This window comes from Arthrobacter sp. TmT3-37 (assembly GCF_054510835.1).
The window spans coordinates 156,806-170,189 of the sequence record NZ_JBTNDU010000002.1 but is presented as its reverse complement, the minus strand read 5'-3'; the positions used below and the strand labels follow the sequence as shown (position 1 = coordinate 170,189).

Genomic DNA, 13,384 nt, shown 5'->3' with positions numbered 1-13,384 from the left:
CACCTGCGGACGATGATGCGGCCCGCACGCCTAGGCTGGAACCGACAACCGCCGTCGCCAGCACAAGGAGAACCATGACCTACGAACTGCGCACCTACACCGCAACCCCCGGCAAGCTGGACGCCCTGATGGCACGTTTCCGGGACAGCACCATCGACCTCTTCGTCGAACACAACATGACGAGCCTCGGCTACTGGACGCCGGTCGGGGTCCCGGATGTCCTGGTCTACCTGCTGCGCCACGAGGGCGATCCGAAGGCGAACTGGGCGGCGTTCGGCGCAGACCAGCGGTGGATCGATGCGAAGGCGGCCTCCGAGGCGGACGGCGCCCTGACGGCGAGCATCGAGTCTCTGATGCTCGACGCGACGGACCTCCACCCGATCGCCGGAGCGCAGTAGCCGCCGTCGCACTCTGTCCTTCCTCGCCACGGACGCATGGACCGTCGGGAGCACCGCCCGTTCTGACGAGTCCGATACACCACCATCCCCGCGGACGACACTCCTCCTCCAGGTGGCGCTGCACGCTCCACTGAACGACCGCCTCTGGCTATCGTTGACGTCGACCACAAAGGCCGGGCTCAGCCAGTCGCTGACCTCGGCACCGATCCCCGACGCGCCAGGAGCCCAGTGTGACCGATGACGGCAGAGAACCGACCCCTGCAGCGCCTCCAGGGGCAGGCAAGGAGCCGCAGGTCGTCCTGGTTGCCGGCGCCGGCGGGGTCATCGGCCGGCATGTGGCGGACGAATACCTTCGTCGCGGGACGCCGGTTCGCGGGCTGAGCCGCCGGCCTGTCACCGGAGCGCGGTGGGAGCACCTGCCCGTGGACCTGCTCGACCGGGAAGCGGCCCGCACCGGGCTGGACGGCGCCCGCGACACCACCCACCTGGTGTTCGGCGCCTACATCGAGCGGCCCACGACCGAGGAACAGATCGAGGTCAACTCCGCCCTGCTGACCCATGCCCTGCAGGGCCTCGAGGACGCCGGTGCGCCTCTTCGCCATGTCACCCTCTATCAGGGCGGTAAGGCATACGGAGCGCACCTCGGATACTTCAACACCCCCGCGAAGGAACGCGATCCGCGGCTGATCCAGCCCAACTTCTACTACGACCAGGAGGACATCCTCCGCGCGGCCGCGGCGAGGCACGGCTTCCAGGCCACGATGCTGCGCCCGGAAGGTGTGGTGGGCTACGCGGTCGGCAATCCGATGAACATCCTCATGGTCATCGCCGTCTACGCGAGCATCTGCCGCGAGCTGGGCCAGCCGTTGCGCTTCCCGGGTACGCACGCCGCCTACGACGCGCTCTACCAGGTGACCGACGCGTCCCTGCTGGCCCGCGCCACGGTCTGGGCAGGCACGGAACCACGCGCAGGCGGGGAGGTCTACAACATCACGAACGGGGACCAGATCCGGTGGCGCCACCTGTGGCCGGTGTTCGCCCGCCACTTCCGGATGGACTATGCCGAGCCGCAGCCCGTCCCGCTCGCCGAGGCGATGCCCCAGCACCAGGACCTCTGGCAGCGGATGGTGACGAAATACGGCCTCGTCCCGACCCCCTACGAGGACCTGGCCGGCTGGTCCTTCGGCGACTTCCTCTTCCGCTCGGAGTTCGACAACGTCACGTCCACCATCAAGGCCCGGCAGCACGGGTTCGCCGACTGCCTCGACACCGAGGACAGGTTCCTCGAGCTCTTCGACGAACTGGCTGCCGACAACGTCATCCCGCCGATCGTGTGACGGACCCGGGTCGGACCGCGGCAGGTGGTTCCGAAGAAGTCCGGCGAGAGACGTCACCCCGGACGTTCCCGTCCGGATCATGCGCGAACAGGTAATGGGTGAGGAGAAACGGGTATCCGGCTCCAGAATGGATTCCCTCCACCTCTCCTACTGTTGCAGGGAACCGTCTTCGCGGGGTGGCCACGACGGGCAGCCGTCGGTGAAATGGGGAGACAGCCATGAAGAAGTTTGTGATCGCGGCTGCGTGTGCACCGCGCGTGCCGCCGCGGCAGCTGCTGCTACCGCGAGCACCCTTCCGGTCGTGACCGCCGATCCGCCCGCTGATCCGCCCCGGTTCCAGCTTCGTCATGCGGCGAAGCCTGGCACCGGAACGGCGTGCCCTCCGATAAAATCAGGGTGCTGTCGTCCGCAGCCCTAGCACTGTGAAACCCCGCCTGGGTAGGAATCCGTGTCCCGGAGAATACTTCCCAAGTCCCTGATAGCTCGATCATGATGGACGGCGAACGCCGTCCGACGTCCACGAAGGAGACCGCCATCGCCCCCCGGAACAGCACCAACGTCCGACTCCGCACCACCCTCGCCCTGCTGGCCGACCGCCAGAAGTCAGGGACGATCGTCGCGCCCAGCGAGCTGATGTCCCAGGCCGTGGCCGAGGTCCCCTTCGACGAGAAGGAAGCCGAGCTCCTCGCCGGCGGCGTACCCCGCGGCTACAAGGCGTTGACGACCGCGACCTCCAAGCTCGTGAAGGCCGGCTGGCTCGTCAAGGGCCGCAGCGGCTGGACCGCGACCGACGAGGGCGTCCGCGCCGTCGAGGTGTTCAGCGACGCTGACCAGTTCGCGAACGCCATGCTCAGCGGCGCGCCCGTGCCCGAGCGGGCTTCCGAAGCACCCGCCCACGCGCCGCAGGCGCCCGAACAGCTCGGCGAGGAGGCGCAGGCCGCGCCGGCGGGCGATTCCGACCCGGACGAGTCGATGGCGAAGCTGGTCGAGTCCCCTGCCGCCGAGGATCCCACTCCCCCGGAGGTTCCGGTGACCCTCGAGGTGACCGACACCGCGCCCGAGCACGCGCCGACCGACACCCCCGCCGACGAGGCGTGGCAGGACCAGCCGCAGTCGGTCGCCCTCTCCGGCGACTTCGACCCGCTGTTCGGTGAGGCCGGCCACTGGAGCACGGACCTCCGTGAACTGCAGTTCGCCTGGGAGCCGACGGAGAACACCTGGAAGCTGTCCCTCCAGCTCCCTGCCGGCAACTACCAGTTCAAGATCCTCGTCAACGGCTCGTGGGACGAGAACTACGGCCGGTTCGGCGTGCGCGACGGCGAGAACCACGAGCTGCACCTGCTCTCGGACACCACCGTGACGTTCCGCTTCGACTACGACACCAAGGACATCGAGACCTCGTAGCCCTCGACCTCCTTCCGGCCCCGCCTGCTGCCGCTCCCCGGCACCGGGCGGGGCCGTCGTCGTTCCCGGCCTGATCCCGCCCGTAGCTGCGCCTGAATCCCACCCGACATCAGCCTTCGCGCAGCATTGCCCAAGGACCACCCGAACCGGGCAACCCGCCTCCGCTCGTGCAGCAGGATGGATGAGGAACATCCGCAGGGGGAAGAGCAGGGCGCATGGGGGCGATGGATCGCGAGTGGTACCACGAGCGGCGGACCACGAGCGGCGGACCACGGCAGACGGCGTGCGGCGGTCGCCGTCGGGAAGGGTCCCGCAGTGGGCGCTCGACGAAGCCGTCGGACGCCCGTCCGCTCCCCCGCCCTGGCGTGCCGCGCCGGCGAGGACGAGACGCAGGCGGAGCAGATCAGCCGTCCGGCTGCGGCTCGGGACCGCCGGTGTGCTGGCACTCGTCGCGTTCCTGTACCTGACGCCGTCGTTGTTCGACCGCTTCGTGCTGCCCGCCGCCCTCCCGTACCTGCCCGGCGCAGATGTGCCGCCGCGCGGCGTCGAGGCCAACGACGTCCCGCTCGGCATGCCGCCGCCCGCCCCGGCGTCGACGGCGTACAAGCTCTTCGAGTCGCCCGTGGAGGACCAGGAATGGGTGGCCTACGATCCCTGCCGGCCCGTGCACTACGTGGTCCGGCCCGACAACGCGCCGGCGGGATCGGAGGGCCTGATCCAGGAGGCCGTCGCCGAGGTCTCCGCCGCGACGGGACTGCAGTTCGTCGACGACGGCATCACCACGGAGGCGCCCTCGGACGAACGCGACCTGTACCAGCCGGAGCTTTACGGGAAGACCTGGGTGCCGGTGCTGGTCACGTGGTCGAGCGCTGCAGAGGTGCCGGGTCTCGCGGGCGATGTCGCCGGACTCGGTGGCAGCGACTACGCGCAGACGCCGGGGCACCCGCTCGTGTACGTGGGCGGACAGGTGCAGCTCGACGCCCCCGATGCCGCCGACACCCTCCTCTACCCGGGCGGCCGCGCCTACCTGAAGGCGATCATCATGCACGAACTCGCGCACGTCGTCGGCCTTGACCACGTCGACGATCCCAACGAGCTCCTGTACGAGAAGAACGTCGGCTCGATCTCGTTCGGTGAGGGTGACCGCGCCGGCCTCGCACTCCTCGGCACCGGACCCTGCGTGCCCGAACTGTAGCCTTGACCCCTCCGCCGTGCGGTCCCTAGCGTGAAACCATGACCTCCCCCGACATCAGGTTCTACTTCGACCCCGTGTGCCCGTTCGCGTGGATGACCAGCAAGTGGGTGCGAGCGGTGGCGCAGCAACGCGCCTACGCCGTGGAGTGGCGCTTCATCTCGCTGCGCCTGCTCAACAGCTCGGTCGACTACGACACCCACTTCCCCGCCGGCTACGAAGCCGGCCACAGCGCGGGGCTCCGCCTGCTCCGCGTCGCCGCGCGCACCCGCGAGGAGTACGGGCCCGACGCCGTCGGCCGCCTGTACGAGCGGCTCGGCACCCACATCTTCGACACGCGCAAGGACGACTCCGACGGCGGCCACCGGGGTACCGCCGAGTTCCTGCTGCCCATCCTCGCCGAGGTCGGACTGCCCGCGGCACTCGCCGACGCCCTGGAGGACAGCTCGCGCGACGCCGCCCTCCAGGCCGAGACCGATGAAGCGCTGTCGCTGACGGGCAAGGACGTCGGCACCCCGATCATCCACTTCGACCCGCCGGACGGCGTCGCGTTCTTCGGCCCCGTCATCAGCCGCCTGCCGGGACCGGACGAGGCCGTGGAGCTGTGGGACCACGTCGTGGGGCTGGCACGCTTCCCCGGGTTCGCCGAACTCAAGCGGAGCCTGCGGGAACGTCCGCAGCTGCGCAGCTTCGGGGTGGACGACGGCGAAGCCGGCCTGCAGGAGGACTGGCACGGCGGGAGCCGACGCACCAAGAAATAGGTGCTGCGGATGGGCGGCACCGCCGGGACGAGGACGAGCCCCGAGTGGCGCCCGGGCAGGACACGCCCCGGCACCGACGTCCGGCGCCGCGACATCTCGCAGCACCAGACGACGGGAGGCCGCCACCGCACCTGCAGCGACGGCCCCCTGCCATACGTTGGCCTCAGCCCAGGACTGCGTTGGCGATGAACAGCAGCGGGATGGACCCGGCCCACACCGCCGTCGTGATACCCGACCAGCCACGCAGCGCCGCGGTCCCCTCCAGCCCGGCGAATCGCGTGACCACCCAGAAGTAGGAGTCGTTGAAGTAGCTGAACACCATGGATCCGGCCGTGCAGGCCATCGCCGCGACGATCGGGTCGATGCCGAGCGAGCCGACCAGCGGCGCGGTCACGGAGGCCGCGGTGATCATGGCGACCGTCCCCGAACCCTGGGCGATGCGTACGAGTGTCGCGATCAGGAACGGGACGAGGAACGCCGGCAGGGGCGTTGCCGCGATGGCCTCCGCGAGCGCGTCCCCGACGCCCGAGCTTCGGAGTACCTGGCCGAGTGCGCCGCCCGCTCCGGTGATCAGCAGGATGAGGCCCGCCGACGCCGCCGCGTCCGCGAACCAGCCCTGCACCTTGGTGCGCGGAGTCCACCGGGGCAACAGGGTGTAGACGGCGAGGATCACACCGATGACCAGGGCCACTACAGGGTTGCCCACGAACGCGAGTGGCACGGCCCATGCGGACGGCTCGTACTCACCGGTACCGACGACGCCCTGGTTGCTCTGGTCGATCGCACCGCTGACGATGTTCAGGATGATGAGCAGCAGCGGTACGAGCAGCGGCAGCGACGCGACGAACGCCCCGACCCTGTGAGGCTTCGCTCCCTCGGGCGGTGTGCCGAGGTCGACGTGGTCCGCGGGGATGTCGTCGTCCCCGATCGACGGTCGGACGCCGTCGTCGTCGTGCTCGGTGGTGCCCGGACCGCCGTCGCGCCCTGCGGTGCTCGGGGCGTCTCCGACGGCGGTCCCCTCGGCGAGTGCGGTGCCGCTTCGCCCCGGCGCCCCTACCGTGGCCCTGCCGTAGACCGGCCGGATACCCGAGGTGCGACGCCAGCTACGGTCTCCACGCCCGGTGATGGTACGTCCGGAAATCATTCGCTACACACCGAGCTACATTCCGTCCTACGGGATGGAACACGTAGATTTATCCAATGAGCAATGATGCTGCCTCGACAGTCCTCCGCCCGTTCGATCCCGACAGCGGGAACGACCAGCCTGCCGAAGCGCTCGAGGCGCTCATCGCGAAGATCGAGACCGAGGTCGCCGAACTCCAGTTCACGCGCTTCACGAACGACGACGCCGTGGCGCTCGGGCAGCTGCTCGTCCAGCTGGGCGTGGGTCGCAACCTGCCGATCGCGGTCAGTATCTGCAAGCCGAACCACATCCTGTTCCGGGCCGCGCTCGACGGCGCCACCCCCGACAACGACTACTGGCTCGATGCGAAGAGCCGCACGGCAGCCCGCTACCACGTGCCGTCCCTGCTCGTCGGCCTGCGTGCCCGGCGCAACGGCGGCCGCGCCGAGGACAACCCGATGTTCGACACGTCGACCCACGCCGCCCACGGCGGTTCCTTCCCGCTGTACATCAGGGGTGTGGGTCCTGTGGCCACCGTGACGGTGTCCGGCCTGCCGCAGCTGGAGGACCACAAGCTCGTGGTCGAGGCGCTGCGCACCTTCCACGCCGCCGACGGCTTGTAACCGCGGCACCTACCGGCTCCTGGACCTGCTCCTCGAGGACGGGTACCTCGTGCGGCTGCCGGACCTCAGCGGCTTCGCGCTCACGTGCGACGCCAAATTCCGGTTACCCGCTCACGCGACCATCGACGCCGCCATCGAAGCAACGCTAACGGCTGCCAGGCAGGATTCGACGCCTGCTCTCGGCAGGAACCTTGAGCCCCCTCGTGCATCGTCCCGATGTGTACGACGGTGTGCCACGACCAGCACCACGGTGTAGGCGAGGAGGGCTGCGACGCCCGCGGCCAGCAGGACCGGCAGGAGGGTCGGGCCACCGTGCGCGTGCCCGGGATCGGCGGTAACACCGGGGCCTGCGCCGTCCCCGTGCCCTCCGGTGATCGTCAGGGCAGCCATCGCGATCATGGACAGCGAGCGGTGCATGCCGAAACCGCAGTGCGCCGGCCCGGCCGAACTGCGGCCGCCCACCAGCAGGAGGGGCCCGGCCAGCAGCAGCACCACACCCCAGACGACGCCGGGCAGCAGGTACACGGGGTCGAAGGCCATATCCGCCATGGCGACGAGCATGACGGCCATGCCGACGACGGCGCTTGCTGGGGTACGCCCGACGACGGATGGTTTCCCGGGCGACCATCCGTCGCGGATTCCCGTGGTCGCCCCGCCGACCGGCCCAGCTAGGGCTCCGGCAAGCCGACGCCGCCCCCGGGGAACCAGTCCCCTCGCGCAGACGGCGAATCCCGCTGCTGCTGACAGCAGCATGATCGCGCTGAGCGAGGTGTTCATCGGACTGCTCCTGTGGGGACGGCGGACGAAGGGGCGGCCGGATGGGGACGGCGGACGGGGACGACGGCGGATGGGGATCGCGACCGGCCCGGCGCGGTGGACGGAATGCCCCAGGCGAGCCGAATCAAGCAAGCCGGATCAGGCGAACCGGACCAGGCGAACCGGACCAGGCGAACCGGGTCAGGCGAGCCGCGTCAGTGGCAGGACCCGGTGGTGCCACCGTCATCCGTGCCCATGGCGCAGTGACCACTGGTGCCGGCCGGGACGTTGAGCACCGGGTTGCCGCCGAAGAAGCCGTGCGGCTTCAGGGTGAATTTGGCGTAGTCCACGGGCATGACGGGCCAGTCCTCCGGTCGCGGGAAGTGGGTGAGCCCGAAGGTGTGCCACAGCACGACGTCGGTGTTCTCCAGGTTCCGGTCCGCGGCCATGTACCGGGGCAGGCCGTCCCCGCCCGGGTTCTGGTTCACGAGGTCCCCCGCCGGATAGCGCTCCTCCTGGTCGTAGGCGGAGACCCAGAGGTGCTTGGTGGTGTACGTGGCACGGGACGTGATGCCTGCGGCAGGATCGGCGAGGAGCGTGGGCGTCTGCTCCGGGTAGAGCACGTACCCGGTGGGCTTCCCCAGCCGGTTCTTCTTCCCGGGATTGGTGATGTGCCAGGTCCGGCCGACACTCGCATCGGCGATGCGGCCGCCGTCGGCCTCGGACGTGATGGGCGTGGCCTTGTTGGTGAGGGCGTTACCGTACGGGTTTCCGGGTCCCATCGGAAGGCGCTGCGCGTCGACCTCCACCACGGTGTTGTTCACGCCGTCGACCGTCATGTCCAGACGCGCGGAGAACAGGTGCTGGTGGTACGGCGCACCGACCCCGGGGGCCACCTCGGAGGCGTAGGGATAGTCGCCGCCGGGGTAGGCGGACGGGAAGAGGATCCCGGTCAGCTTGGCCTCGCACTCGATGGTGCCGTCGAGGTAGAGGTACCAGTAGAAGCCGTAGTCGTAGTTGCCCACGGTGGTGAAGAAGCTGATGACGAGCCGGCGCTGGCGGCGGACGTCGGAGGATCCGGTGAACAGGTCGTTGTGCTTCCAGAGGGTGCCGTAGTCCTCCTCGTGCATGCAGATCGCGTTCTTGATGGTCTTGGGGCTCCCCGACTCGTCGGCGATGGTCGCGTCGAAGTAGTGGATCTCGCCGAGGCAGTCGCAGCCCAGCTGCAGTTCGTTCGCGAAACGGCCGAACAGGTACTCCCCGGTGTCGAAGTAGTTCTGCCAGTAGCGCGTGGGCGACGGATCGGCGTAGGGGACCACCATCTCCGCGATCGACCCGCGGTACATCACCGGGCGGTCCACGTCCTGGTCCTGGAAGCTCAGCTGGCGCAGGATGAGCCCTTCGCGGGCATCGAAGCTCACGCCGAGCTTCCAGCTGGCCCACTCGATCCTCGAGCCGTCCACGCTGAAGGACGGGCCCTCGGGCTGCGTGATCTCGATCGGCTTCAGGGTGGTGAGCTCGGGGCCGCGGTAGTCCGCCAGGTGGAAGTTCCCGACCTCGGGTGGCAGGTCGAACGTCTTGTAGTCGACGACGTCGAGCACGGTCCGGGCGATCGGGTCGACGTAGGCGCAGAGGCCGTCGATGGGGCGGGCCCAGATGTTGTCCTCCACGTTCTCGCGGTAGAAGCCGAAGCAGCGGATGATCCGGTGCCCGCTCTCCCCCTCGTTCTCGTAGTAGCCGGGTGAGAGCGGGGCCGAGATGACCTTCATCGGGTCGAGTCCGCGGGCCTCGATGGCGTCGCGCCACGCTGTGTCGGCCTGCAGGATCGGGTCGATGATCTCGAACTCGGCTTCCAGGATCGGCAGCTGGCCGGTCGATCCGTCCACGATCGTGGTCCGGAGGACGACGTCGGACGTCAGGGAGACACGCAGGTCACGTGCCTCTCCGCTGCCCAGGTTCAGCAGCATCACGCGGGCGATGCGCTCGGGCAGGGGTCCGGCGCCGTCCTCGTAGGCGAGCACCTCGGACTTCGCGGGTTCGACGAGTCCCACGTAGACGAAGCGGGTGTCCGCGTCGGTACCGCCCGCCGCGTGGACGAGGGCCTGGACCCTCGTGATCTCGGCGCCGTCGAGTCCGGCCAGGACGTCGACGCGCCCGAGGGCGTCCGTCGCGACGGGAGCCGGTGCGGTGGTGTCATCTACAACTGTCATGTCTTCGGGTCCTAACGGTGGGATAACAGGAGGGTCGGTGGGTGTGCGGGCTGCGCCGTGGGCGTGGCGGGTCGCGCCGTCATCCGGTCCTAGCCGGCGATGGCGTCCGTGATGCGTGCGTAGGCGGCGCCGTCCTGGCGTTCGAGGTAGCGGCCGCGCAGCAGGCCGGCCGCCATGGTGAGCGGGATGGTGGCCATCAGGGCCAGGCTCAGGCCCCAACCGCCGCCCACGAGCATCGGGAAGTACGCGACGATCACGGCGCCTGCGGCGAGGAGGCCAACCAGGGCCAGGACCGGTGCGATCCGTGTCCGCCAGGGACCCCCGGTGAGCTCGGAGTGGCGGCCGAAGTAGGCCACGACCGCCAGGCATGTCTGGGCCATGAGCACCACGATCGCGAGGGTGGCGATGCCCGAGAGCCAGGTGAAGACCTGCAGCACGGGATCCATGCGCAGCAGGGCGAACGCCACGATGAGGACGGTGGCGGTGATCGTCTGCGCGAGCGACGACTTGTGGGGCGAGAGGTGACGGGGGTGCACGTCGGCCAGGAGCTGGGGCATGGTGCCGGCGGCGGCCATCGAGTGCTGGTAGCGGGTGATGACGTTGTGGAAGGACAGCACGCAGGCGAACAGGCTCGTCAGGAGCAGCACGTTGATGGCGATGGCGCCCGCGCTGCCGAGGTAGTTGGCGGCGGTGACCACGATCATCGCTCCCGGATCCTCCGCTGCGGCCTGCACCACCTGGGACGGACCCCAGGCCATGACCAGGGCCCAGCCACCGAACGTGTAGAACAGGCCGATGAGGAGGACGGCGGCATAGGTGGCGCGCGGGATGGTCTTCTCGGGGTCCTTGGCCTCGTCGCGGAAGATCGCGGTGGCCTCGAAGCCGATGAATCCGGCGATCGCCATCATGAGGCCCACGCCCGGTGCGCCCGAGAAGATGTTGACCGGCGTGAAGGGAGCCGCGGAGAGGCCCTCCGCGCCGCCGGTGGCCACGACGACCGCTGCGAGCACCAGGACGATGCCGATCTCGGCGACCAGCAGGACACCGAGCACCTTCGAGCTCAGTTCGATGTGCCGGTAGCCGAGGACGCCGACGAACGCGATCATGGCGAGCGCGTAGAGCCACCACGGCAGCTCCGGCAGTCCGAGGTTGGTCAGTGCGAGGTTCAGGCTGAAGCCGAGGTAGCCGTACACCGCGACCTGGATGGTCGTGTAGGTGAGGAGGGCGAGGAACGCCGCTCCCAGACCCTGCTTCCTGCCGAGCCCGTAGCCCACGTAGGTGAAGAACGCCCCGGGCCTCGGTACCACCCGGCTCATCGCGCTCAGGCCCACGGAGAACAGGAGGAGGATGAGCCCTGCGACGGCGTACATGCTGGGATACCCCGGCCCGTTGCCCAGCAGGATTCCGAGCGGCGCGGCGCCGCCGATGACGGTCAGCGGCGATGCCGCCGCGACGACCATGAACACGATGGATCCGGCGCCCAGGGTGCCGGTGAGGCGCTGGGAGCCGACGGCGGATGCGGACGCCGTGCCTGTGGGGGAGATAGCCATGCAGCGATGCTTCCAACGGACCGTTTCCGCCCGATCATCGCCCGGTAAAAGCTGCCGTCGTTCCAAATGAGACTCCCGTGCGGCGTGCCCGGAGCCCCACCTGCGACGTCGTCGGGCCTGCTGCGTCATACAGGCGTCGTGAAACATCAGGGCAACACGGCGCACCTACTGTTCGCGGGGGAAAGGCAGATCATGAAGCCACTGCAGGACGCCGTCGCCAGCCCTCCTCGCGTGACCGGGCTGGCGGACATCTCTCCGCTCCACGGCCTGGCCCGGCGGAGCCTCGGCCCCGTGGACGCCCTCGCGCAATCGGTCTCAGCGATGGCACCGGTTGCCGCGGCCGTGACCATGCCCGCGATGGTCACCGCCGCCGCAGGCCGCCACGCGGTTACGTCGATCCTCTGCGCGACGGTCCTGGTCCTGCTGATCGGCTACACGCTCGGCCAGTACGCGCGGCGCATGGGAGCTGCCGGCTCGCTGTACAGCTACGTGGCCCAGGCCCTGGGCAGCACGGGCACGTGGCGACCCCTGGTAGCCCTCGCGACGGGCTGCTCGCTGATCATCGGTTACGCCTGCATCGCGATGTTCGCGCTGATCGGCTTCGCACTGCACGCCTCGGACCTCATCGCGTCGTTCGGCCGGCCGCAGTTCGCCGATCCGGTGATGGCCGGCGTCATCCTCGCGGTCGGCGGGACCTGCACGTGGCTGCTCATCCGGGGTCTCCGCCTGTCCTCCCTCGCCATGCTCATGGCCGAAGGAGCGGCGCTCGTGGTCCTCGTGGTGCCGATCGTCCTCGTGTTCCTCGCGGTCCCACGCGAGGCCCTGCCCGACGTCGACGTCCGGGCCGCCGTGCCGGACCCGGGCTTCAGCGGCCTGGCGACGGGCGCCGTCCTGGCCCTGATGGCCTTCGTGGGCTTCGAGAGCGCCACCGTCCTGGGTGCCGAGACGCGCAGGCCGCTGCGGACCATTCCCCGAGTGCTGCTCTGGAGTGCCGCCGGCGGGGGTGTGCTGTACGTCGTGGCAGCCCTGGCCCAACGGGTCCTGCTGCAATCCGTGCTCCCGCTGGACGACGACGGGTCGCAGGTCTTCGGTCCCGCGATGCGGGCTGCAGGCCTCCCGTGGCTGATCCCCCTGCTCGACGCCGGCGCCGCGCTGTCCTTCTTCGCGTGCACGCTCGCGTGCGCCACCGCACTGGCCCGGGTGCTGCTGACCATGGGCCGGGAGGATGTCCTGCCCGCCTGGCTCGGGCACGCCCACCTCCGGTTCCGGACGCCCGTCCACGCCGTCCTGGCTGCCATGCCCGTGGTGACGGTCGTTCCGGCGATGCTGATCCTGCTCGGCCTCGGAACGGGCGAGGCGATGAACAAGCTCCTCGGCACCGCAGCCACCGCCTACGTCACCGCTTATCTGCTGGCGTGCTGTGCAGCGCCGGTCTTCCTGCGGCGCATCGGCGAGCTGACCCTCCGGCCGGCGCTCGCGGCCGGGCTCACCTCGGTGGCCCTCGCGGGTGCACTCGTCGCCTATCGGATCACCCTCGCGGGTGCGGGCCGTAGCGCGAGCGGCTGGATCTTCTGCATCCTGCTGGCCACCGCGCTGCTCTGGTTCCTGTGGCACCGCCGTCACCGGTCGGCGGACCCCGTTCTCGGGCTCTACGACGTGCCCACGCAGGACGCCGTGCTCGGAGGTGGTCGGAACACTGCCGCGGGCGATGCCCCATGACCACGGACCGGCCCGACGACGTCGGCCTGCGGGCCCGCCAGCCCAAAGCGGTGCGGAGCGCCCTCGCGGTGCTCGAGGAGGTTGCGCGGTGCGGACCCGGGGTCACGGGGCTGGAGGTGAGCCGCAACCTCGGGCTGCCGAAGGCCACCACCTACCGGCTCCTGAACCTGCTGGTCGAGGACGAGTACCTGGTGCGGCTGCCGGACCTCAGCGGCTTCGCGCTCGGCCGCAAGGTAGAACTCCTGGTGCAGCTGTCGGGCGTCGGGGGAAGCCGTCCCGGATCGCCGCGTGACCGAATATGACGGGCACCA

General features: G+C 69.7%; 12 protein-coding genes. 8 read left to right on the top strand and 4 right to left on the bottom strand.

Going from position 1 to position 13,384, the window contains the following annotated elements; genetic code table 11:
* Positions 1-74: 74 nt before the first annotated feature.
* The 5 genes from ACX80U_RS03620 (at position 75) to ACX80U_RS03600 (ending at position 5,092) form a co-directional block, all read left to right on the top strand.
* Positions 75-398 carry an NIPSNAP family protein gene (locus ACX80U_RS03620; RefSeq protein ID WP_208740033.1) on the top strand — a complete coding sequence of 108 codons (324 nt, stop codon included), beginning with the start codon at positions 75-77 and terminating at the stop codon, positions 396-398.
* A gap of 230 nt (positions 399-628) precedes the next feature.
* Positions 629-1,735: an SDR family oxidoreductase gene (locus tag ACX80U_RS03615; RefSeq protein ID WP_459267444.1), complete on the top strand. Its 1,107-nt coding sequence runs from the start codon at positions 629-631 to the stop codon at positions 1,733-1,735.
* A 489-nt stretch (positions 1,736-2,224) separates the two neighbouring features.
* Positions 2,225-3,139: a pullulanase X25 domain-containing protein gene (locus ACX80U_RS03610; protein ID WP_459267443.1), complete on the top strand. Its 915-nt coding sequence runs from the start codon at positions 2,225-2,227 to the stop codon at positions 3,137-3,139.
* 235 nt (positions 3,140-3,374) lie between these two features.
* Complete coding sequence (locus ACX80U_RS03605; RefSeq protein ID WP_459267442.1) at positions 3,375-4,334, top strand: zinc metalloprotease; 960 nt, start codon at positions 3,375-3,377, stop codon at positions 4,332-4,334.
* A 38-nt stretch (positions 4,335-4,372) separates the two neighbouring features.
* Positions 4,373-5,092 carry a mycothiol-dependent nitroreductase Rv2466c family protein gene (locus ACX80U_RS03600; protein WP_459267441.1) on the top strand — a complete coding sequence of 240 codons (720 nt, stop codon included), beginning with the start codon at positions 4,373-4,375 and terminating at the stop codon, positions 5,090-5,092.
* Positions 5,093-5,255: 163 nt separating this feature from the next.
* Here the strand turns inward: ACX80U_RS03600 and ACX80U_RS03595 are convergent, their stop codons facing one another.
* Positions 5,256-6,236, bottom strand: coding sequence for a GntP family permease (locus ACX80U_RS03595; protein WP_459267440.1), 981 nt, complete (start codon positions 6,234-6,236; stop codon positions 5,256-5,258).
* Between the two features lie 56 nt (positions 6,237-6,292).
* Here ACX80U_RS03595 and ACX80U_RS03590 point away from each other — a divergent pair, with 56 nt between their 5' ends.
* Positions 6,293-6,838 carry a heme-degrading domain-containing protein gene (locus tag ACX80U_RS03590; RefSeq protein ID WP_459267439.1) on the top strand — a complete coding sequence of 182 codons (546 nt, stop codon included), beginning with the start codon at positions 6,293-6,295 and terminating at the stop codon, positions 6,836-6,838.
* A 111-nt stretch (positions 6,839-6,949) separates the two neighbouring features.
* On the opposite strand, the gene ACX80U_RS03585 is transcribed toward ACX80U_RS03590, so the two are convergent.
* The 3 genes from ACX80U_RS03585 to ACX80U_RS03575 form a co-directional block, all read right to left on the bottom strand.
* Positions 6,950-7,615: a DUF5134 domain-containing protein gene (locus ACX80U_RS03585; protein WP_459267438.1), complete on the bottom strand. Its 666-nt coding sequence runs from the start codon at positions 7,613-7,615 to the stop codon at positions 6,950-6,952.
* Positions 7,616-7,809: 194 nt separating this feature from the next.
* Positions 7,810-9,804 (bottom strand): primary-amine oxidase, encoded by a 1,995-nt coding sequence (locus tag ACX80U_RS03580; protein ID WP_459267437.1) that lies wholly within the window; start codon positions 9,802-9,804, stop codon positions 7,810-7,812.
* Positions 9,805-9,893: 89 nt separating this feature from the next.
* Positions 9,894-11,354: an APC family permease gene (locus ACX80U_RS03575; RefSeq protein WP_459267436.1), complete on the bottom strand. Its 1,461-nt coding sequence runs from the start codon at positions 11,352-11,354 to the stop codon at positions 9,894-9,896.
* Between the two features lie 192 nt (positions 11,355-11,546).
* Here ACX80U_RS03575 and ACX80U_RS03570 point away from each other — a divergent pair, with 192 nt between their 5' ends.
* Positions 11,547-13,073: an APC family permease gene (locus ACX80U_RS03570; RefSeq protein WP_459267435.1), complete on the top strand. Its 1,527-nt coding sequence runs from the start codon at positions 11,547-11,549 to the stop codon at positions 13,071-13,073.
* Positions 13,070-13,375 carry a helix-turn-helix domain-containing protein gene (locus ACX80U_RS03565; RefSeq protein WP_208739544.1) on the top strand — a complete coding sequence of 102 codons (306 nt, stop codon included), beginning with the start codon at positions 13,070-13,072 and terminating at the stop codon, positions 13,373-13,375. Before ACX80U_RS03570 ends, ACX80U_RS03565 begins: the two co-directional genes overlap by 4 nt.
* Positions 13,376-13,384: the final 9 nt, after the last annotated feature.

Excerpts from the sequence above, each read along its gene's own strand:
- ACX80U_RS03610 (WP_459267443.1), top strand. The coding sequence starts at position 2,225 with ATGATGGACGGCGAACGCCGTCCGACGTCCACGAAGGAGACCGCCATC.
- ACX80U_RS03570 (WP_459267435.1), top strand. The coding sequence starts at position 11,547 with ATGAAGCCACTGCAGGACGCCGTCGCCAGCCCTCCTCGCGTGACCGGG.
- ACX80U_RS03600 (WP_459267441.1), top strand. The coding sequence starts at position 4,373 with ATGACCTCCCCCGACATCAGGTTCTACTTCGACCCCGTGTGCCCGTTC.
- ACX80U_RS03590 (WP_459267439.1), top strand. The coding sequence starts at position 6,293 with ATGAGCAATGATGCTGCCTCGACAGTCCTCCGCCCGTTCGATCCCGAC.
- ACX80U_RS03595 (WP_459267440.1), bottom strand. The coding sequence starts at position 6,236 with ATGATTTCCGGACGTACCATCACCGGGCGTGGAGACCGTAGCTGGCGT.
- ACX80U_RS03565 (WP_208739544.1), top strand. The coding sequence starts at position 13,070 with ATGACCACGGACCGGCCCGACGACGTCGGCCTGCGGGCCCGCCAGCCC.
- ACX80U_RS03620 (WP_208740033.1), top strand. The coding sequence starts at position 75 with ATGACCTACGAACTGCGCACCTACACCGCAACCCCCGGCAAGCTGGAC.
- ACX80U_RS03585 (WP_459267438.1), bottom strand. The coding sequence starts at position 7,615 with ATGAACACCTCGCTCAGCGCGATCATGCTGCTGTCAGCAGCAGCGGGA.
- ACX80U_RS03580 (WP_459267437.1), bottom strand. The coding sequence starts at position 9,804 with ATGACAGTTGTAGATGACACCACCGCACCGGCTCCCGTCGCGACGGAC.
- ACX80U_RS03575 (WP_459267436.1), bottom strand. The coding sequence starts at position 11,354 with ATGGCTATCTCCCCCACAGGCACGGCGTCCGCATCCGCCGTCGGCTCC.